17 protein-coding genes and 2 pseudogenes are annotated in these 18,064 nt (G+C 70.8%); 12 read left to right on the top strand and 7 right to left on the bottom strand.

From position 1 onward, the window contains the following. Window positions 1-12: 12 nt before the first annotated feature. Window positions 13-1,038, bottom strand: coding sequence for a lytic transglycosylase domain-containing protein (locus DFQ15_RS00225; protein WP_110464030.1), 1,026 nt, complete (start codon window positions 1,036-1,038; stop codon window positions 13-15). Next, window positions 1,031-3,007 carry a DNA topoisomerase IV subunit B gene (locus DFQ15_RS00220; protein WP_110464029.1) on the bottom strand — a complete coding sequence of 659 codons (1,977 nt, stop codon included), beginning with the start codon at window positions 3,005-3,007 and terminating at the stop codon, window positions 1,031-1,033. Before DFQ15_RS00220 ends, DFQ15_RS00225 begins: the two co-directional genes overlap by 8 nt. A 184-nt stretch (window positions 3,008-3,191) precedes the next feature. Here DFQ15_RS00220 and DFQ15_RS00215 point away from each other — a divergent pair, with 184 nt between their 5' ends. The 6 genes from DFQ15_RS00215 to DFQ15_RS00195 all read left to right on the top strand — a co-directional run bounded on the left by DFQ15_RS00215 (window position 3,192) and on the right by DFQ15_RS00195 (window position 7,807). Then, window positions 3,192-4,418 (top strand): MFS transporter, encoded by a 1,227-nt coding sequence (locus tag DFQ15_RS00215; protein ID WP_110464028.1) that lies wholly within the window; start codon window positions 3,192-3,194, stop codon window positions 4,416-4,418. Beyond that, the gene (locus DFQ15_RS00210) at window positions 4,415-4,603 is read left to right on the top strand and encodes a hypothetical protein (RefSeq protein WP_110464027.1); all 189 of its coding nucleotides are present in this window, start codon (window positions 4,415-4,417) and stop codon (window positions 4,601-4,603) included. The genes DFQ15_RS00215 and DFQ15_RS00210 overlap by 4 nt, the downstream gene beginning before the upstream one ends. After that, entirely contained in the window at window positions 4,594-4,749 is a 156-nt protein-coding gene (locus tag DFQ15_RS17315) for a hypothetical protein (protein ID WP_158528977.1), read from the top strand. Before DFQ15_RS00210 ends, DFQ15_RS17315 begins: the two co-directional genes overlap by 10 nt. A gap of 108 nt (window positions 4,750-4,857) precedes the next feature. Further along, window positions 4,858-5,754 (top strand): 4-hydroxy-tetrahydrodipicolinate synthase, encoded by an 897-nt coding sequence (gene dapA / locus DFQ15_RS00205; protein WP_110464026.1) that lies wholly within the window; start codon window positions 4,858-4,860, stop codon window positions 5,752-5,754. A gap of 65 nt (window positions 5,755-5,819) precedes the next feature. Then, window positions 5,820-6,920 carry an outer membrane protein assembly factor BamC gene (gene bamC / locus DFQ15_RS00200; RefSeq protein ID WP_110464247.1) on the top strand — a complete coding sequence of 367 codons (1,101 nt, stop codon included), beginning with the start codon at window positions 5,820-5,822 and terminating at the stop codon, window positions 6,918-6,920. Window positions 6,921-7,030: 110 nt separating this feature from the next. Beyond that, on the top strand, window positions 7,031-7,807 hold the full coding sequence (locus tag DFQ15_RS00195) for an MBL fold metallo-hydrolase (RefSeq protein WP_110464246.1): 777 nt from the start codon (window positions 7,031-7,033) through the stop codon (window positions 7,805-7,807). Window positions 7,808-7,840: 33 nt separating this feature from the next. On the opposite strand, the gene DFQ15_RS00190 is transcribed toward DFQ15_RS00195, so the two are convergent. After that, a complete protein-coding gene (locus DFQ15_RS00190) occupies window positions 7,841-8,161 on the bottom strand; it encodes a hypothetical protein (RefSeq protein WP_110464025.1) in 321 nt (106 codons plus the stop codon). A 140-nt stretch (window positions 8,162-8,301) separates the two neighbouring features. Between DFQ15_RS00190 and DFQ15_RS00185 the strand changes: the two are divergent. Beyond that, window positions 8,302-8,600, top strand: a pseudogene (locus DFQ15_RS00185) (alkaline phosphatase family protein); the annotation flags it as partial. Window positions 8,601-8,630: 30 nt separating this feature from the next. Continuing rightward, window positions 8,631-9,062, top strand: coding sequence for a VOC family protein (locus DFQ15_RS00180; RefSeq protein ID WP_110464024.1), 432 nt, complete (start codon window positions 8,631-8,633; stop codon window positions 9,060-9,062). A gap of 21 nt (window positions 9,063-9,083) precedes the next feature. Here the strand turns inward: DFQ15_RS00180 and DFQ15_RS00175 are convergent, their stop codons facing one another. Then, on the bottom strand, window positions 9,084-10,076 hold the full coding sequence (locus tag DFQ15_RS00175; RefSeq protein ID WP_110464023.1) for an isopenicillin N synthase family dioxygenase: 993 nt from the start codon (window positions 10,074-10,076) through the stop codon (window positions 9,084-9,086). Between the two features lie 70 nt (window positions 10,077-10,146). Here DFQ15_RS00175 and DFQ15_RS00170 point away from each other — a divergent pair. After that, window positions 10,147-10,332: pseudogene (locus DFQ15_RS00170) on the top strand (hypothetical protein); the annotation flags it as partial. Window positions 10,333-10,438: 106 nt separating this feature from the next. On the opposite strand, the gene DFQ15_RS00165 reads toward DFQ15_RS00170, so the two are convergent. Next, complete coding sequence (locus tag DFQ15_RS00165) at window positions 10,439-10,720, bottom strand: DUF427 domain-containing protein (protein WP_110464022.1); 282 nt, start codon at window positions 10,718-10,720, stop codon at window positions 10,439-10,441. 247 nt (window positions 10,721-10,967) lie between these two features. On the opposite strand from DFQ15_RS00165, the gene DFQ15_RS00160 reads away from it, so the two are divergent. Further along, window positions 10,968-12,545, top strand: a complete 1,578-nt coding sequence (locus DFQ15_RS00160; RefSeq protein ID WP_110464021.1) for a glucan biosynthesis protein — start codon at window positions 10,968-10,970, stop codon at window positions 12,543-12,545. Between the two features lie 55 nt (window positions 12,546-12,600). On the opposite strand, the gene DFQ15_RS00155 is transcribed toward DFQ15_RS00160, so the two are convergent. Beyond that, complete coding sequence (locus DFQ15_RS00155) at window positions 12,601-13,788, bottom strand: MFS transporter (protein WP_233504214.1); 1,188 nt, start codon at window positions 13,786-13,788, stop codon at window positions 12,601-12,603. Between the two features lie 327 nt (window positions 13,789-14,115). On the opposite strand from DFQ15_RS00155, the gene DFQ15_RS00150 reads away from it, so the two are divergent. Next, window positions 14,116-14,604 carry a hypothetical protein gene (locus DFQ15_RS00150; protein ID WP_110464019.1) on the top strand — a complete coding sequence of 163 codons (489 nt, stop codon included), beginning with the start codon at window positions 14,116-14,118 and terminating at the stop codon, window positions 14,602-14,604. A gap of 187 nt (window positions 14,605-14,791) precedes the next feature. Then, the gene (locus tag DFQ15_RS00145) at window positions 14,792-16,633 is read left to right on the top strand and encodes a GGDEF domain-containing protein (RefSeq protein ID WP_146228600.1); all 1,842 of its coding nucleotides are present in this window, start codon (window positions 14,792-14,794) and stop codon (window positions 16,631-16,633) included. Window positions 16,634-16,680: 47 nt separating this feature from the next. Here the strand turns inward: DFQ15_RS00145 and DFQ15_RS00140 are convergent, their stop codons facing one another. Next, window positions 16,681-18,063, bottom strand: a complete 1,383-nt coding sequence (locus DFQ15_RS00140) for a TIGR03862 family flavoprotein (protein ID WP_110464017.1) — start codon at window positions 18,061-18,063, stop codon at window positions 16,681-16,683. Window position 18,064: the final 1 nt, after the last annotated feature.

Raw genomic sequence — 18,064 nt, 5'->3', positions numbered from 1 at the left:
AAAAGAAAAGGCTCATTCGCCGGGGGCGGTCAGGGAATAGGAAGCGTTGCCGGCGAAAGCGTCCGCCGCGGCAAGGTACCGTCGGCGTCCGCCGGGAGCGCCCGTCGCACCGGATACGGCCGCCACGTCGAAACCGGCTGCCGCTCGGGGCTCGGCGCTGACCGGCATGCGTTCGGCCGGCGGCGGCGCCAGCTCCATCCGCACCCGGTGCGGGCCGCCGCCGTCGGCCGGCGCGCCGCCGCGGCCGGGCAGTTCGCCAACGGCGCGCGTGGACGATGCCTCGGCCGTGGGCCGCAGCAGGCGGTAGATCTGCATTACCGTCTTCACGTAGTTTTGCGTCTCGGGAAAGTCGGGCACCTTGCCGCCGGCGCGCTGCACCGCGCCTTCGCCGGCGTTGTAGGCGGCGATCGCCAGCTCCAGCCGGCCGGGGAACAGGTCGAGCAGGTAGCGCAGGTGCCGCGTGCCGGCGCCGATGTTGACCAGCGGATCGACCAGCTGCCGCACCACCGACTGGTGGGGCAGGGCGGCGATGCCGTATTGCCGGGCGGTGGCCGGCATCACCTGCATCAGGCCGACAGCGCCGCGCGGCGACACGGCCCCGGCGTCGAAGCCCGATTCGGTGACGATCAGCGCCTGCAGCAGCGCGTAGTCGATCTTGCGCAGGTCGGCCGCGGCCCTCAAGTGGCGCCGCACCGCCTTGTAGCCCGGCGAGATGTCGAAGAAGGTGCGCATCTGCGCCAGGCCGGTGCCGGCGGGCGCGGCGGCGGCCGCCATGTCGCGGGTGTCGAAGCTCTGGCCGGCCTGGAAGAACAGGCTGTAGCGCTCGTCGACCTTCTCGGCAGCGAAGTGGGCGGTGCCCAGGTCGTCCATGTAGCCCCAGACGTCGGCCCAGGCCGCCTGCTGCGAAATCGATAGCAGAAGGCCGGCGCACAACGCCGGCCAGCGGCCTGAAAGACCCGCAATCCGCGCTGCGGCACGGCCCACGACGACGCCGACGCCGACGCCGACGCCGACGATAAGGCCGACGCGGCTAGACATCGATCTCCACCGCGTCGCCGTGCAGCTCCATCAGCTCGCGGCGGGCTGCGGCCTCGCCCTTGCCCATCAGCTTGGTGATGAGCTGCTCGGTCTGGCCGAAGTCCATCACGCCCAGCTGCACCGGCAGCAGCCGGCGGGTGTCGGGGTTGAGCGTGGTCTCCCACAGCTGCTCGGCGTTCATCTCCCCCAGGCCCTTGAAGCGGCTGATGCTCCAGCCGTTTTCCTTCACCCCGTCCTTGCGCAGCTTGTCGAGCGTGGCGGTCAGTTCGCCTTCGTCGAGCGCGTAGACCTTGGCGGCCGGCTTCTTGCCGCGGGCCGGCGCGTCGATCCGGTAGAGCGGCGGCCGGGCGACGAAGACATGGCCGGTCTCGATCAGCTTGGGGAAATGCCGGAAGAAGAGCGTCAGCAGCAGCACCTGGATGTGGGAGCCGTCCACGTCGGCATCGCTCAGGATGCAGACCTTGCCGTAGCGCAGGCCCGACAGGTCGGGCGTGTCGTTCGGGCCGTGCGGATCGACGCCGATCGCGACCGAGATGTCGTGGATCTCGGTGTTGGCGAAGAGCCGGTCGCGGTCGACCTCCCAGGTGTTGAGGACCTTGCCGCGCAGCGGCAGGATCGCCTGGCTCTCCTTGTCGCGGCCCATCTTGGCGCTGCCGCCGGCGGAGTCGCCCTCGACCAGGAAGACCTCGTTGTGGGCCAGGTCACGGCTCTCGCAGTCGGTCAGCTTGCCGGGCAGCACCGCCACGCCCGAGCCCTTGCGCTTCTCGACCTTCTGGCCGGCCTTCTGGCGCACCTGGGCGGCCTTGATGGCGAGTTCGGCCAGCTTCTTGCCGTAGTCGACATGCTGGTGCAGCCACAGCTCCAGCGCCGGCCGTACGAAGGACGACACCAGCCGCACCGCGTCGCGGGAATTGAGCCGCTCCTTGACCTGGCCCTGGAACTGCGGGTCCAGCACCTTGGCGCTCAGCACGTAGCTGGCGCGGGCGAAGACGTCTTCGGGCAGGAGCTTCACGCCCTTGGGCAGCAGCGCATGCAGCTCGATGAAGCTCCTGACCGCGGTGAACAGGCCGTCGCGCAGGCCGCTTTCGTGGGTGCCGCCGGCGCTGGTCGGAATCAGGTTGACGTAGCTTTCGCGCACCGGCGCGCCGTCCTCGGTGAAAGCCACCGCCCAGCTGGCGCCCTCGCCTTCGGCGAAGCTCTCGTGCGACCGGTCGGCGAAGCCCTCGCCTTCGAAGAGCGGGATCACCGGGTCGCCATGGAGGGTCTGCGCCAGGTAGTCGCGCAGGCCGCCCTTGTACTGCCAGGTCTGGGTTTCGCGGGTCTTCTCGTTGACCAGCGAGACCGACACGCCGGGCATCAGCACCGCCTTGCTGCGCAGCAGATGGGTCAGCTCGCCCATCGGCAGCAGCGGCGATTCGAAATAGCCGGCGTCGGGCCAGACGCGCACCGAGGTGCCCTGCTTGCGGTCGCCCTCGCCCGCCTGGCGGGTGGCCAACGCCTCGATCACGTCGCCGCCGCCGAAGACCAGGCGCGCCGCCTTGCCTTCGCGGTACGAGGTGGCCTCCAGCCGGGTCGAGAGCGCGTTGGTCACCGACACGCCCACGCCGTGCAGGCCGCCCGAGAAGCTGTAGGCGCCGCCCGAACCCTTGTCGAACTTGCCGCCGGCATGCAGCCGGGTGAACACCAGCTCGATCACCGGCGCGTTTTCTTCCGGGTGCATGCCGAAGGGAATGCCTCGGCCGTCGTCCTCGATGCCGATGGAGCCGTCGGCGAACAGCGTCACCTTGATCTTCTTGCCGTGGCCGGCCAGGGCCTCGTCGGCGGCGTTGTCGATCACCTCCTGCACGATGTGCAACGGGTTGTCGGTGCGGGTGTACATGCCCGGCCGCTGCTTGACCGGCTCCAGGCCTTTCAGCACCCGGATCGAGCTTTCGGAATACGCGGGAGAAGTCTTGGGGGGAGTCGCCATGGGGCCGGATTGTAGTGAGAAGGCCCACGCTACTGGATATCCGTACAGATACAGCCCTGTCGGCGACGTGCCGAATGCGTCCTGCGGGGCACACGCGGCCGCCGCTCTGGCGGACAATCGCGGCGCACGGCGCCACCACCTCTCGCGTCCCCACCTCCGGCACCGTGCCAGCCCCCCCAGCCCCATGCCCCCTGCCCCGCACGCCTCCCTGCCCCTGCGGCGAGTCCTCCTCTGCGGCGCGATCATCGTGACGCTCTCGATGGGCATCCGCCACGGCTTCGGCCTGTGGCTGCAGCCGATCACGCAGGAAATGGGCTGGACGCGGCAGACCTTCTCCTTCGCGATCGCGGTGCAGAACCTGTCGTGGGGCATCTTCGGCATCTTCGCGGGCATGGCGGCAGACCGGTTCGGCGCCTTTCGGTTGCTGCTGGGCGGCTCGCTGCTGTACGCGGCGGGGCTGGCCGGCATGGCCTCGTCGCCCACGCCGCTGCTGTTCAACCTGAGCGCCGGCATCCTGATCGGCGCGGCGCAGGCCGGCAGCACCTACGCGGTGATCTACGGCATCCTGGGGCGGCAGATCCCGGTCGAGCGGCGCTCCTGGGCGATGGGCGTCACCGCGGCGGCGGGCTCTTTCGGCCAGTTCCTGATGGTGCCGGTCGAGGGTCGGCTGATCGCCCAGCTGGGCTGGCACCAGGCGTTGATGGTGCTGGCCGCCGCGGCGCTGCTGGTGGTGCCGCTGGCCTTCGGGCTGCGGGAGCCGGGCTTCGGCACCGGCGCGGCCCGGCCGGTGCGGGAGCAGACGATCCTGCAGGCACTGACCGAGGCCTTGCGCTACTCCAGCTTCCAGCTGCTGACGGCCGGCTACTTCGTCTGCGGCTTCCAGGTGGTCTTCATCGGGGTGCACATGCCCAGCTACCTCAAGGACAAGGGCCTGTCGCCCGAGGTGGCCAGCTACGCGCTGGCGCTGATCGGCCTGTTCAACATCTTCGGCACCTACACCGCCGGCGTGCTGGGGCAGCGGATGGCCAAGCGCAAGATCCTGGCCTTCATCTACTTCTCCCGCGCGGTGGCGATCACCGTGTTCCTGCTGGTGCCGATCAGCCCGGCCAGCGTGTACGTCTTCTCGGCGGTGATGGGGGCGCTGTGGCTCTCCACCGTGCCGGTCACCCACTCGGCGATCGCGCAGATCTTCGGTATCCAGCACCTGTCGATGCTCAGCGGCTTCGTCTTCATGGGGCACCAGGCGGGATCGTTCCTGGGTGTCTGGCTGGGCGGGCTGCTCTACGACCGCACCGGCAGCTACGACGTGGTCTGGTGGCTGTCGATCGCGCTCGGCGTCTTCGCCGCGCTGATCAACCTTCCGGTGCGCGAGGCGCCGATCCGCCGGCGGCGCAGCGCGGTGACGGCATGAACGCCGGCGCACCGCCGGACCTGCGCCGCGGCACGGCGCCGCGCGGAGGCCGCGGCCTGGCCCGCATCGCGGTGCGGGTCACCGGCGCCATGCTGGCCGCGGTGCTGCTGGCCGGCGTGTTCATGCTCTACCTGCAGCCGGAATTCCTGCGCGCGCTGGCCGACCAGGTATGGGCATGCTTTTGAGCGGCGCCGACGCGCCCTCGGCCGGGGTTCTCGCCGGCATCCACGCCGCGCTGGATGCAGCGCATCGCCGCCGTTCGCCCGCCGACCGAGGGCATCGCCGCGCCGCCACCGCCGATGCGGCCGGGGAACCCGGCGCGCTCGTCTGACTCAGACCCCCTGCCCGGCCCGCGACAGGCTTTGCAGGCCGTTTGCGATCGTCCCACCCCCGACTGGCTAAAATTCGATGCTTTGACCGACCGGCCTCCTCCACCGACATGACCTCGCACAACGGTTCCCTCACAGGCAGCATCGTGGCCCTCGTCACTCCGATGCACGACGATGCCAGCGTGGACTATCCCACCCTGCGCAAGCTCATCGACTGGCACATCGCCGAGGGCACCGACTGCATCGGCGTCGTGGGGACCACCGGCGAATCGCCCACCGTCGACGTCGAGGAGCACTGCGAGATCATCCGCGTGTCGGTCGAGCAGGCGGCGGGCCGGGTGCCGATCATGGCCGGATGCGGCGCCAACTCCACCAAGGAGGCGATCGAGCTGGCCCGCTTCGCCAAGGGCGTGGGCGCCGATTCGCAGTTGCAGGTGGTGCCCTACTACAACAAGCCGACGCAGGAAGGCCAGTACCGGCATTTCAAGGCCATCGCCGAAGCCGTCGGCGACCTGCCCACCGTCCTCTACAACGTGCCCGGCCGCACCGTCGCCGATATGCTGCACGACACGGTTCTGCGCCTGGCCCAGGTGCCGGGCATCGTCGGCATCAAAGAAGCCACCGGCAACATCGAGCGGGCGCAGTGGCTGATCCGCGACGTGCCCAAGGGTTTCGCCGTGTACTCCGGCGACGACCCGACCGCGGCGGCCCTGATGCTCTGCGGCGGCCAGGGCAACATCAGCGTGACGGCCAACGTCGCGCCGCGTCTGATGCACGCGCTGTGCGTGGCCGCCATCGCCGGCGACGCCCGCCGCGCGATGCAGATCCAGCAGCAGCTGATGCCGGTGCACAAGCACCTCTTCGTCGAGGCCAACCCGATCCCGGTCAAATGGGCGCTGGCGCGCATGGGCCTGTGCGGCGGCACGATGCGCCTGCCGATGACGCCGCTGGCCGACTCCAACGGTCCGGTCGTCGAACAGGCGCTGCGCGCCGCCGGCCTGCTGTGAGCGGTCCGCCGCCGCCTGCCGCCCGTCTCTCTCACTTCAAACGCAAGGGATTTTCCGTGACCCGAATCGCACCTGTCGCCCGCCGTTTCGGCCTGCTGGGCCTGGCCTTGGCCCTGTCGGCGTGTTCGGTATTCGACTCCGACAAGATCGACTACAAGAGCGCCGGCCGCGCACCCACCCTGGAGGTGCCACCCGACCTGACCCAGCTATCGCGCGACTCCCGCTACGTGGTGACCGGCGGCGTGGCCTCGGCCGCCGGCTTCCAGGCGGCGCAATCCGCCGCCGCACCCGGCACCGCCGGTGCCGCGCCCGCGAGCCTGGGCGACGTGCGCATCGAGCGCGACGGCAACACCCGCTGGCTGGTGGTCAACCGCCCGGCCGACAAGCTGTGGGACCCGGTCCGCGACTTCTGGCTGGAGAACGGCTTCCTGCTGACGATCGACCAGAACAACCTCGGCATCATCGAGACCGACTGGGCCGAGAACCGTGCCAAGCTGCCGCAGGACATCATCCGCAGCACCCTGGGCAAGCTGATCGACTCGGCCTACTCCACCGGCGAGCGCGACAAGTTCCGCACCCGCCTGGAGCGCACCGCCGACGGCAGGACCGAGATCTACATCAGCCACCGCGGCATGCAGGAGGTCTATGTCGACAAGGCGCAGAAGGACCAGACCGTCTGGCAGCCCCGCCCGACCGACCCCGAACTGGAAGCCGAGCTGCTGCGCCGCCTGATGGTCAAGTTGGGCGGCGCCTCCGAGGCGCATTCCAAGCAGATGATCGCGTCGGGCCCCACGGTGCGCAACACCGCGCGCGTCGCCAGCGTGGACGGCCTGCCGGCGGTGCAGATCGACGAGAACTTCGACCGCGCATGGCGCCGGGTGGGCCTGACGCTCGACCGCACCGGCTTCACCGTCGAGGACCGCGACCGCAGCCAGGGTATTTACTTCGTCCGCTACGTGGCACCCAATGCCGACAAGAAGGACCAGGGCTTCCTCGGCAAGATCTTCAACCGCAACCCCGATGCCTCGCCGCCGGTCAAGTACCGGATCGTCGTCAAGGGCCAGGGCGAGCAGAGCACGGTGACGGTGCGCAACACCGCCGGCGCGCCCGAGCGCTCGGCCGACGCGGGCCGCATCGTCCAAGTGGTCGCCGACGACCTGAAGTGATCCGGCGGCCCGCCCGGGCCGCAGCGTTTTCAACAGCACCGGCCGTCCCACAGGACGGCCGGCGTGCATTGCGGCCTTCCTTTTCCGGTTCCGCGCTCCACTTCTCCTCCATTCTTCGATTTCGCAACCTGGCCAGCGGCAGTACCGGCAACGCCACCGTGGTCGAGGGCCGCAGCGGCACCCGCACCACTCGCCTGCTGGTCGACTGCGGCCTGAACATCCGGCAGCTGGAACAGCGGCTGAGGCTGGCGGGCCTGGCGGCGGCCGACATCGGCGCGGTGTTCATCACCCACGAGCATTCGGACCACATCGGCTGCGTGCATGCCTTCGCGGCGCGTAACCGCGTCCCGGTGTGGATGAGCCAGGGCACCCACGCGGCGCTGGGCGCGCCCGATTTCGACGGCCTGCTGCACGTGGCGTACGACATGGCCCCGATCGACCTGGGGGGCTTCGAGGCGCGGCCGTTCACCGTGCCGCACGACGCCCGCGAACCGCTGCAGTTGCGCTGCTCCGACGGCGCGGCGCACCTCGGCCTGTTGACCGACCTGGGCCACGCCACCGCCCATGTGCTGGCGCAGCTCCAAGGCTGCCATGCGCTGATGCTGGAGAGCAACCACGACCCCGAGCTGCTGGCGCTCTCGCGCTATCCGGACTTTTTGAAGCGCCGGGTCGGCGGCCGCTATGGCCATCTGGCCAACGCCGCGGCCGCCGAGGTGGCATCCGCCGTGCGGCACGCCGGCTTGCGTCGGGTGGTGGCCGCCCACCTGAGCGAGCGCAACAACCGGCCAGACCTGGCCCGCGCCACCCTCTCCGCCGCCCTGGCGGCCACGGCGGCGCAGATCGACATCGCCGACCCGCTGACCGGCACCGACTGGTTCGAGGTGTAGGCCGCCCCCGCGGCAGGGACATGCCGTCGCGTCTCAGGGACGCGGTCGGACCGAACCGCGCGGGCTCGATCGTGTCAGGGCGTCGACCGCCGGCTGCAGGTCCTTGTCGGTCGGCGCGTGGAGGAAGGCGATCACGTCGCCGATCTCGACGTCCTTCAGGCGCGGCGGCGCGCCCGCCGCGGCGAAGAGCGGGCCGGCCGATCGGGAGGGAGGGCGTGGGCGGTCATGGGCAACGGCGCAAAAAAAACGCGGCGCACGGGCCTGCGCCTGCGATGCGTCTATCCGGTGACGGCCGACCGTCATCCGCCTGTCACGGAGGCGCACCCAGAATTCCGGCTGGCCGAAAATCTTCATGACAGAAAGCGCCCATGGAATCCTCCCATCGCCTTCTTGCCCTCGTCACCGCCACCGCAGCGACCGTGCTGCCGGCCGCCCGCCACGGCAGCGACGCCACATCCTGCGACGCCCTGCTGCAGCGGGACATCCGGACCGCAGTGGTGATCCACGCGGACAACGGCGGCTTCCCGGACCACAAGGCCGTGCCGGCGGGCGACGCCTGGGACCCCGGAATCCGCATCCCCACACTGATCGTGCCGCCCCGGGCCCGCCACGGCGGGGGCGACCACACGCAGTACGACACCGCGTCCGTGCTGCGCTTCATCACCCGCCGCTGGGGCGTGGAGACAATGCCCGGCCCGGCCCGGCCCGACGCGACGCGGCGCTGGTCAAGAACGGCGGCAGGCCGATGGGCGACCTGACCGCCGCGCTCGACCTGACGCACGTCGTCCAGTAGATGCAGGCGACACACGGCGGGTGCCACCGCATGAAGCTCCGGTTCGACCTGCTCTGCCGCGACATGGAGGCCCAGATGCGCTTCTACCAAACGCTGCTGGGCTGGCAGGAGGCCGAGACGGGTCGCTCGCCGATCTACCGCGCGCTGGAATACGAAGGCGTGCGGTTCGGCTTCAACGCCCAGCCGGCCTACGCGCTGCCGGCATTGGAAGACCGCGCAGCGGTCCGCCCGCTCGCCGCACCGGTCACCGCCTACGCCACCATCATGCTGCCCACGCCCGCGGCGGTGAACGACGTGGCCGACCGCGTCGGCGCGCTGGGCGGCCGGGTGATCAAGATGCCGTACGCGACCTGCTACGGCCAGTGGCGGGCGGTGCTGACCGACCCGGAGCAGCATGTCTTTCGAATCAGCGCGCGGACGCTGCCGCAGGGCACGGCGCCCGCGCCGCCGCCGCCGGGCTGATCCCGGCGGGCGGCCTGCGCGTCAGTATTTCTTGAAGTTGGCCGCGATCCGCTGGTTCAGGTAGTCGCCGGCCGTGATCGGCGGGTATTCGCCGCTGGGCGATTCGATCACCGCGTCGCGGTTGGCCTGGCAGAAAAAGGCCAGGCTGTAGCGCGGACCCCTGTATTCGCCTGCGGCAGGGTCACGCACTCGGTGGAAGTTGCTCGGCAGCCGGTCGTCGCTCCAGCGCATCAGCATGTCGCCGATGTTGCAGGTGATCAGGTCTTCCTGCGGCGCGATCGAGGTCCACTCCTGCGCGTCCATCTCCTTGCCCGGGCAGACCTGCAGGCCGCCCTGACCCTGGCGCTGGTAGAGCAGCGTCAGGCAGTCGAAATCGGTGTGCGCGCCGGCCCGCCAGAGGCCCGGCGAGCGCTGCTCTTGCGGTGGGATCGCGTAGTAGTGCAGCATCCGCAGGGTGCTCTGGTAACTGGGCCGGGACGGGTCGTGCGCGCGGGCGAAGAACGCCTCGTCGAAACCCAGCTTCAGCGCGAAGCACGACAGCAGGCGCATGCCCACCGCCCAGCTCTTTTCCTCGAAGGCCAGCATCGTCGCCCGGAAGCCGGCCAGTTCGTCCTCGGTCGGCCAGAGGCCGTCCATATGCGGCCGGGTGATCTGGTAGGACTCCTTCTGATCGGGCGTGCCGGTGGAGGGCCGCACCTGGGCGCGGCTTTCCCAGCCCGAGTTGAGCGCCTTCTTCAACGGATACTGCGCCTTGACGCTGTCGGGCAGCGCGAAGAAGCGCTCGGTCATCGCGAAGGCGGCGCGCATCTCGGCCAGGTCGATGCCGTGGTCGGCCACCTGGAAGAAGCCGACGTCGACCGACGCGTCCCAGAGCTGGTCGGCGATCTCGGCCTTGCGGCGGTCGAAATCGGCCAGGCCGATGCGGCGGATCTCGCGGGCGGGTGTCTCCGAACCCATCGCGCCCATGCGCGTTTCTTTCTGGAGTTCGGCCATGTCGTAGGGGGTGCTGCTCATGCGTTCGTGCTTCTCGAAGGAGGGGGCCGCGGGGGCCGGATGCACCGACGGTGCCGCTGCGGGTGTTCCCGGCGGGCGGGCCGACCAGGTCGATGCCGCGCTGTCGTGCCGCGACGTATTCGCCGCGTCGCCCCAGCCGATCGAATGCATCGGACCGGCGCTGGTCGAGGCAGCCAGCGCCTCGCACGTTGGGGCCTGGAAGTCCGAGGCGGTGTACGGGCCTGCTGCTCTCGCGGCAGGGCCTCTCGACCCCTGAAACCTCGTTTCTGAACAAATAGTAGCCGCAGCCGGCGCGGATCGCCGACCTCTAGCTATAAATTTAATAGCAGTTCCGACGATAGACGGTGCCGTGCCTCTGGCGATCAGGCAGCGACCTTGACGCCCTTCCAGAAGGCGACGCGGCCGCGGATCTCTTCGGCGCCCGGCTTCGGATCGGGGTAATACCAGGCGGCGTCGGTATTCATCTCGCCGTCGACCAGCAGCGAGTAATAGCTGGCCTTGCCTTTCCAGTGGCAATCGGTGTGGTGGTTGCTGAAGGTGACGAAGTCGCGGTTGAGCGAATCGGCGGGGAAGTAGTGGTTGCCCTCGACGAGCACGGTGTCGTCGCTCTCGGCGATGGTCTTGCCGTTCCAGGTGGCTTTCATGCGGTCTTGTTCCTTTGGGAGTGGGGCCCGGCCCCCGGGGCCGGGGCCGGCAGGCAACCAGCATAGCCCCACGCGGGATCGGCCGCAAAACGGACGACCGGGAAGCCGGGCAGGCTGCGCAGGGCAGCCGGCTCCGCGCGGTCCGCGGCAAAGACCCCGCACGGTCGGCGGCCGGCCGGGGCGGTCGGCGCAGCGCCCTATATCCTCGGGTGTTCAACTTCTTTTTGCACCGTGTGGTGCGCACTGCATGAAACGACGACGCTTCCTCGGCGCCGCCTGCGCCGGCACCGCCCTGGGGACCGGCCTGCCCGCCCCCGCCGCCTGGGCCGCCGCCCTCCAGCCGCTCGGCACGGCACGGCCCTTCGATGCCGCCTGGCTGCAGGCCCGCGCCCGCGCCCTCGCCGTCCGGCCCTGGACGGCCCCGGTGGCCGAGATGCCCCCGGCCGTCGCCGGCCTGGGCTACGACGCCTACCAGGCGATCCGCTTCAAGGACGACCACGCCCTGTGGGCCGACCTGGGCCTGCCGTTCCAGATCAAGCTGTTCCACCTGGGCACGTTCTTCAAGCGCCGAGTGCACATCCACGAGGTGGTCGACGGCCGGGCGCAGGAGCTGGGCTACGACCCGGCGATGTTCGACTACGGCCGGAGCGCGCTCGACGGCGACGCGCTGCCGCCCGACCTGGGTTTCGCCGGCTTCCGCCTGGCCACGCAGGCCGCGCCGCGACAGGACGTAGTCGCCTTCCTGGGGGCGAGCTACTTCCGGGCGGTGGGCGGCACGCTGCAGTACGGCCTGTCGGCGCGCGGCCTGGCGGTCGATACCGCGCTGGCCCGCGACGAGGAGTTTCCCCACTTCACCGATTTCTACATCGAGCGGCCCGCGGCCGGCGCCGCCACGGTGGTGGTGCATGCGCTGCTCGATTCACCCAGCATCGCAGGCGCCTACCGCTTCGCGCTCACGCCGGGCGAGCCGACCGCGATGGAGGTGCAGGCCGCCCTCTACCCGCGCAAGCCGATCGAGCGGCTGGGCCTGGCGCCGCTCACCAGCATGTACCAGACCGGCGAGAACGACCGCCGCATGGCCAACGACTGGCGCCCCGAGATCCACGATTCCGACGGCCTGTGGATGCACACCGGCGCCGGCGAATGGATCTGGCGTCCGCTGCGCAACCCGACGGCGTTGCGCTTCAACGCCTTCGCCGACAACAACCCGGGCGGCTTCGGCCTGATGCAGCGCGACCGCAACTTCGAGAACTACCAGGACGACGGCGTCTTCTACGAGAAGCGTCCCTCGGTCTGGGTGCAGCCCACCTCCGACTGGGGCGCGGGCTCGGTCGACCTGGTCGAGATCCCGACCGCGGACGAGACCTTCGACAACATCGTCGCCTTCTGGAACCCGCAGCAAAAGCCCGAGCCCGGCCAGGAACTGCTGCTGGGCTACCGTCTCTTCTGGGGCGACGAGCCGCCGGTGCGGATGCCGCTGGCCCGCTGCGTCGCCAGCCGCACCGGCCTGGGCGGCATCGTGGGCCGGGAGCGCAAGTACTACTCGTGGCGCTTCGCGGTCGACTTCGCCGGCGGCAACCTGGCGGCGCTGCCGCCGGGCACCGCGGTGGAGCTGGTGGTGAGCGCGTCGCGCGGCACGCTGGAGCTGACCTCGGCCCGGCCGCTGGCCTCGGTCAGCGGCTGGCGCGCGATGTTCGACGTGGTGCCCGACGACACGGTCGAGCCGGTCGCACTGCGGCTGTTCCTGCGCGCCGGCGGGCAGGCCCTGACCGAAACCTGGGTCTACGAATGGGTGCCGCCGCCGGTGCGGGAGCGGCAGGTGTAGGCGGCCGGGGCGCGAACCGCCGGCGCCGCGACCGGGCGCCGAGGGCGATGCAGGATCAGCGGCCGGTCCGCGACCGTGCCACGGCCCGCGACACCGCGAACACCGCCAGCCCGCCCAGCGCCAACAAGGCACCGACCCAGCCGGTCGAGACCCAGCCCAGGCCGCCGGCAATGGCCAGACCGCCCAGCCAAGCGCCCAGCGCGTTGGCCATGTTGAAGGCCGAGTGGTTCAGCGCCGCGGCCAGCGTCTGGGCGTCGCCGGCGACGTCCATCAGGCGGATCTGCAACGCCGGAGCCAGCGCCACGGTGGTGCCGATGAAGAAGATCGTGACCGTCGCGGCCACCGCGTCGGAAGCGGTGAAGCAGAAGGCACCCAGCACCAGCGCGCCCCAGATCAGCACGCCGCCGATCGTGCGCATCAGATGCCGGTCGGCCAGCCGTGCGCCGACCAGGTTGCCCGCCACCATGCCCAGGCCGAACACCGCCAGCACCAGCGGCACCCGCTCGGGCGACAGGCCCGCCACCGCGATCAGCGTCGGTTTCACATAGCTGAACACCGCGAACAGCCCGCCGAAGCCCACCGCGCCGATACCGAGCGTCAACCAGACCTGCAGGCGGCCCAGCGCACCCAGCTCCCGCAGCGGGCTGGCACGGGCATCGGCAGGCGTGTCGGGCACATGGCGACGCACCATCCACGCCGCGCCCAGGCCGATCAGACCGACAAAGACGAAAGCCGCCCGCCAGCCCAGGGCCGCGCCCAGCCATGCGGACAGCGGCACGCCCACCACGGTGGCGACGGTCAGGCCCAGCATCACCGTGGCGATGGCGCTGGCACGAAGTCCCGGCGGCGCGAGGCCGGCCGCCACCAGGGCCGCGACACCGAAATACGTGCCGTGCGGCAATCCGGCCATGAAGCGCAGCAGGTTGAGCGAGAGATAGCCCGGCGCCGCCGCGCTCGCGAAATTGCCCAGTGCGAACACCAGCATCAGCGCCACCAGCAGGCTGCGCCGCCGCCAGCGCGCCCCCAGCACGGCCAGCACCGGTGCGCCCACCACCACGCCGAGCGCATAGGCACTGATGACATGGCCGGCGGCCGGGATCGAGACGTCCAGGTCGCGCGCCACCTCGGGCAGCAGGCCCATGATCGCGAACTCGCCGGTCCCGATGCCGAAGCCGCCGACCGCCAGAGCCCACAGCGCCGGCCCGTGTCCGGCGCGCGTACGGTCCGGCGGTGGGTGCAGCATGGCGGTGTCGGTTGGGGGGATGTGCATGGGCGGTCCAGGAATCGTGGCAACGGCGAAGGCGGGAAGCGGCCTAGGAAATACCCGCGATTGTGCAGCGCCGCACAGGGACGCGCCCGGCGCCCGCGTTTGTCCCCTGGGTCGTGGAGGGCGGGCTTGCGGCGGTGCCCGAAGCCGCACCCGCTTTGTAGGACAGGCCAAGCGGTTCGCCGGAACCGTCCTATCCGGATGTAGGTGATGGGAGCGCAGGCGGAGATTGCGTTCTCCTGCAGGGCGGCTGGACCGGCTGCATAGAATTTCGCCATCGAACTTCCGAAAGGACACCTTCCGATGAACGTATCCATCGTCTCTTTTCGCGCCGGCCTCCGTGTCGCGGCCCTGGGCGGCCTCCTGTCCGTGGGCTCCGGTGCCGCCCTGGCCCAGCCCGCCCTGCCGGCGCCGGGCATCGACAACAGCGGCAGCTTCCAGCACGAGCGCAGCGCCTGCATGAACGGGATGACGCCGCAGAGCCCGGCCACCTGTTTGGAAGAGGCCCGCAACGCAGCGGCCGACAAGCGCAGGGGCCGCCTGGAACAGGGCGGTGTCGACTATGCCGCCAATGCCGCCAAACGCTGCGAGGTGTTCCGCAACCGGGAGGACGCCGCGGCCTGCACGGCCCGCGTGACAGGCCGGGGCGAATGGGCCGGCACCGTGTCCGATGGCGGCATGATCCGCGCCGTCGAGACGATCAGGCTGCCCCGCGACAACGCGAACGTCTCGATCGAACCCCGCTCGGCCGATCCGGTGATCCTGCCCGCGGCACGCGGCACGACACGCTGAGCCTCGTCGCTCGCAACCGCGGCGCCTTCGGGCGCCGTTTGCGTTTCCGGCCCGCCGTACGGGACAGGCGAATGAATCCAAACCCGCCACGCAAGCGTAGTGTGTCTGTCGCCCGGCCGCACCCGCCGTCCTCCTTCCGCACCTCGTCTGCTCCGGCTAGCCTGCCCTGGCTCCCTAGACCGCCGCCGTGTCCGCAACCGTTTTCGCGCAGTCCATGACCCTGGCCCGGCTCTCCGTCGTTATCACCTCGCTGATCGCCGTCCTGGTCACGGCGCTCTTCACCCGCATCCTTCTGGACGAATGGCGACGCTACCGGTCGCTCGGTGACGGCCTCGTTTCGATGCAGGCGGCCAGCCACGCCCTGGTGGCGGCAGAAAAAATCGCTTTCGAGCGGGGCCCGATGAACGCTGTTCTGGGAGACGGCGACACCCCTGTTCCCGAGCACCTCGCGCAGTTGGCCACGGCGCGCGCGCACAGCGATGAGATGATGGACAGGCTTGTCGACTACATTCGACTCGCCGGACGCGATGCCGACCTCGATACGCTGCCGCAGCTGGCCGACACCGCGCGCGCCCTCGCCCGGGCCCGCGGCGAGGTCGACCGGCTGGCCGGCCTGCCCCGCGCCCGGCGCGACCCGGCCGCGGTGCGGCAGACGCAGCAAGACATGTTCGCGGTGGTTCCGCCCCTGATGGCCGCGCACACCACCCTGTCGCGCAACGCCACCGACGCCTACCAGCCGATGTCCGAAGGCATGACAGGCGCCCGCATGTGCGCCGAACTGCGCGAGTACGCGGGGCAGCTCGGCTCCCAGTTCACCGTGGCGCTCACCGGCCGCCAGCCGCTGACCTCCGCCGAACAGCAAAGCATCGGCTTCCTGCAAGGCCGGCTGGCGCAGTTGCAGACCCTGGTGCAGCGGCCGCTGATGCGGTTGCCGCCCGACGCACCGGCACGCGTGGCCCTGGACACAATGGACCGGCACTATTTCGGCTCGGGCCTGCAACTCGTAGCCCTGATGCAGGAGCGCAGCCGCCGGGGCGAGCCCTACGGCTACGATGCCGCAGGCTTCGCCCGGCGCTACGTGCCCGACATGCAGCCGATCGTGGGCTTGCGCGACGTGCTGGTGCGGGAAGCCTTCGCCGAGAAGCGCGAAGCCCGCAGCACCGCGCGGCGCCGGCTGGTCATCGCAGGCGGCCTCAGCGGCCTGATCCTGGCGGCGCTCGCGGTCAGCGTGTGGGCGCTGCAGCGCCGCGTCGTCCGCCCGCTGCTGGCGGCCGCCCAGACGCTGCGCGACATCGCCGACGGCCAGCTCGACAAGCCGGTGCCCGTCTCGGACCGTACCGACGAGGTCGGCGCGGTGCAAAAGGCGCTCCACCGGCTACGCACCGTCGCGGTCGAGAATCGGCGGCTGGAGCGCGAGCAGATTCACCTGATCGAGGACCTGGAGAGGTTGTCGCTCACCGATCCGCTGACCGGCATCCTCAACCGACGTGCCTTCACCGAAGCGCTGCGCACTTCCGCCACCCGCGCCGATGCGCGGCATCTGCCGATCGCGGTGATGCTGTTCGACATCGACCATTTCAAGCAGGTGAACGACCGCCACGGGCACGAGGCCGGCGACCGGGTGCTGATGCGGGTGGCCGCCGTCGCGCAAAACATGCTGCGCACCGGCGAGACGGTAGCGCGCTACGGCGGGGAGGAGTTCATCGTGCTGCTGGTACACCCCGCCCCATCGGGCGCGATGCGCGCGGCCGAGCGGCTGCGCAGCGGCATCGAGGCGGCCTGCATCGACCTGCAGAACGGCCAGACGGTGCGCGTCACCGCCAGCTTCGGCGTCGCCACCGCCCCCAACGCGCTCTGCAACCTGGAAGATCTGCTGCGGGCCGCCGACACCGCGCTCTACGCCGCCAAGGCCCAGGGCCGCAACCGGGTGGTGCTGGCGCCGGAGCCCGCGGCATCGCACGAAGGCCCCGTCGCCGTCCGCGCCGATCGAGAATCGCCCGCAGGGCACCCCATGCTACAGAATCGATAGCTTTCGATCGGCGTCTCGGATGCGGTGAAGCCCGGCCCGCCGCGCGGTCAGGCGGCCGTGGCGCTGCCGCCGAGCCAGACGATCACGCTCTCGCCCGCCGCCACGCCGCTGGCCATGCAGGCCGTCATCAGGTAGCCGCCGGTGGGCGCCTCCCAATCCACCATCTCGCCCGCGCAGAAGACGCCGGGCAGCGCCGCGACCATGCCGTTGGCGTCCATCGCCTCGAACGGTACGCCCCCGGCACTGCTGATCGCCTCGTCGAGGGGACGCGGCGCGGTCAGGGTCACCGGCAGCGCCTTGATCGCGGTGGCCAGCACCGCCGGCCGGTCCATCGCCTCCTTGCCGAGCAGTTCGTACAGGATGCCGGCCTTGATGCCGTCGATGCCCAGGCGGCTCTTCAGGTGGCTGGTAAGCGAGCGCGATCCGCGCGGATGCCGCACCTCGGCCAGCACCTGCTCGGGCGTACGGTCGGGCAGCAGGTCCAGGTGGAAGGTGGCGCTGCCGTGCGCCGCGATCTCGTCGCGCAGCAGGGCCGATGCGGCATAGACCAGGCTGCCTTCGACACCGGTGGCGGTGGCGACGAACTCGCCCCGCCGCGCGAAACGGCGGCCGTCCTGCGTCTCGACGCGGATCGCGACCGACTTGAACGGCTGGCCGGCGAAGCGCTCGGCGAAGACCGGCGTCCAGCCGGTGGCGGGCGCGTCGCCCCGGCCGACCAGCGCCTTCAGGAAGCCGCGCCGGCTCTCGACCTCGTCGTCGCCGCCCACGGGCCGACCGGCCACGTCGAAGCCGCAGTTGGCCGGCGCCAGCGGCACCACCGGTACACCGCGCGCCTCCAGCAGCGGCACCCAGGCCCCGTCGGAGCCGAGCCGCCTCCAGCTGCCGCCGCCGAGCGCCAGAACCACCGCGCCGGCTTCCACCGTGGTCTCGCCGGCGGGAGACGAGAAGCGCAGCGCGCCGTCTTCGGCCCAACCCAGCCAGCGGTGGCGCATGTGGAACTGCACCGGCACGCCGCTGGCCGGATGCCGCAGCCGGTGCAGCCAGGCGCGCAGCAGCGGCGCGGCCTTCATGTCGGTCGGAAACACCCGGTCGGAGCTGCCGACGAAGGTGCCGATGCCCAGGCCCTCGGACCAAGCGCGCACCGCATCGGCACCGAAGCGCTCCAGCCACGGCACCACCGCGGTCTGGCGCGCGCCGTAACGGGTGGCGAAGCGACCGGCCGGCTCGGCATGGGTCAGGTTGAGGCCGCCCTTGCCGGCCAGCATGAACTTGCGGCCCACCGACGCCATGGCGTCGTACACATGGACCTGCAGCCCCGCCGCCGACAGCCGCTCCGCCGCCATCAGGCCGGCCGGGCCGGCCCCGACGACGACGACGACCGGCGCGTGGGGTGCGAGGGAAACGGGGGCGAGGGATTCAGCGTCGGACATC

Origin of the sequence: Xylophilus ampelinus, assembly GCF_003217575.1 — a bacterium.
In the GTDB taxonomy this organism is placed as follows: domain Bacteria; phylum Pseudomonadota; class Gammaproteobacteria; order Burkholderiales; family Burkholderiaceae_C; genus Xylophilus; species Xylophilus ampelinus.
This window is presented reverse-complemented; position numbering and strand designations above follow the sequence as displayed.

Excerpts from the sequence above, each read along its gene's own strand:
- DFQ15_RS00225 (WP_110464030.1), bottom strand. The coding sequence starts at position 1,038 with ATGTCTAGCCGCGTCGGCCTTATCGTCGGCGTCGGCGTCGGCGTCGGC.
- DFQ15_RS00220 (WP_110464029.1), bottom strand. The coding sequence starts at position 3,007 with ATGGCGACTCCCCCCAAGACTTCTCCCGCGTATTCCGAAAGCTCGATC.
- DFQ15_RS00215 (WP_110464028.1), top strand. The coding sequence starts at position 3,192 with ATGCCCCCTGCCCCGCACGCCTCCCTGCCCCTGCGGCGAGTCCTCCTC.
- DFQ15_RS00210 (WP_110464027.1), top strand. The coding sequence starts at position 4,415 with ATGAACGCCGGCGCACCGCCGGACCTGCGCCGCGGCACGGCGCCGCGC.
- DFQ15_RS17315 (WP_158528977.1), top strand. The coding sequence starts at position 4,594 with ATGCTTTTGAGCGGCGCCGACGCGCCCTCGGCCGGGGTTCTCGCCGGC.
- dapA (WP_110464026.1), top strand. The coding sequence starts at position 4,858 with ATGACCTCGCACAACGGTTCCCTCACAGGCAGCATCGTGGCCCTCGTC.
- DFQ15_RS00190 (WP_110464025.1), bottom strand. The coding sequence starts at position 8,161 with ATGAAGATTTTCGGCCAGCCGGAATTCTGGGTGCGCCTCCGTGACAGG.
- DFQ15_RS00180 (WP_110464024.1), top strand. The coding sequence starts at position 8,631 with ATGAAGCTCCGGTTCGACCTGCTCTGCCGCGACATGGAGGCCCAGATG.
- DFQ15_RS00175 (WP_110464023.1), bottom strand. The coding sequence starts at position 10,076 with ATGAGCAGCACCCCCTACGACATGGCCGAACTCCAGAAAGAAACGCGC.
- DFQ15_RS00165 (WP_110464022.1), bottom strand. The coding sequence starts at position 10,720 with ATGAAAGCCACCTGGAACGGCAAGACCATCGCCGAGAGCGACGACACC.
- DFQ15_RS00160 (WP_110464021.1), top strand. The coding sequence starts at position 10,968 with ATGAAACGACGACGCTTCCTCGGCGCCGCCTGCGCCGGCACCGCCCTG.
- DFQ15_RS00155 (WP_233504214.1), bottom strand. The coding sequence starts at position 13,788 with ATGCTGCACCCACCGCCGGACCGTACGCGCGCCGGACACGGGCCGGCG.
- DFQ15_RS00150 (WP_110464019.1), top strand. The coding sequence starts at position 14,116 with ATGAACGTATCCATCGTCTCTTTTCGCGCCGGCCTCCGTGTCGCGGCC.
- DFQ15_RS00140 (WP_110464017.1), bottom strand. The coding sequence starts at position 18,063 with ATGTCCGACGCTGAATCCCTCGCCCCCGTTTCCCTCGCACCCCACGCG.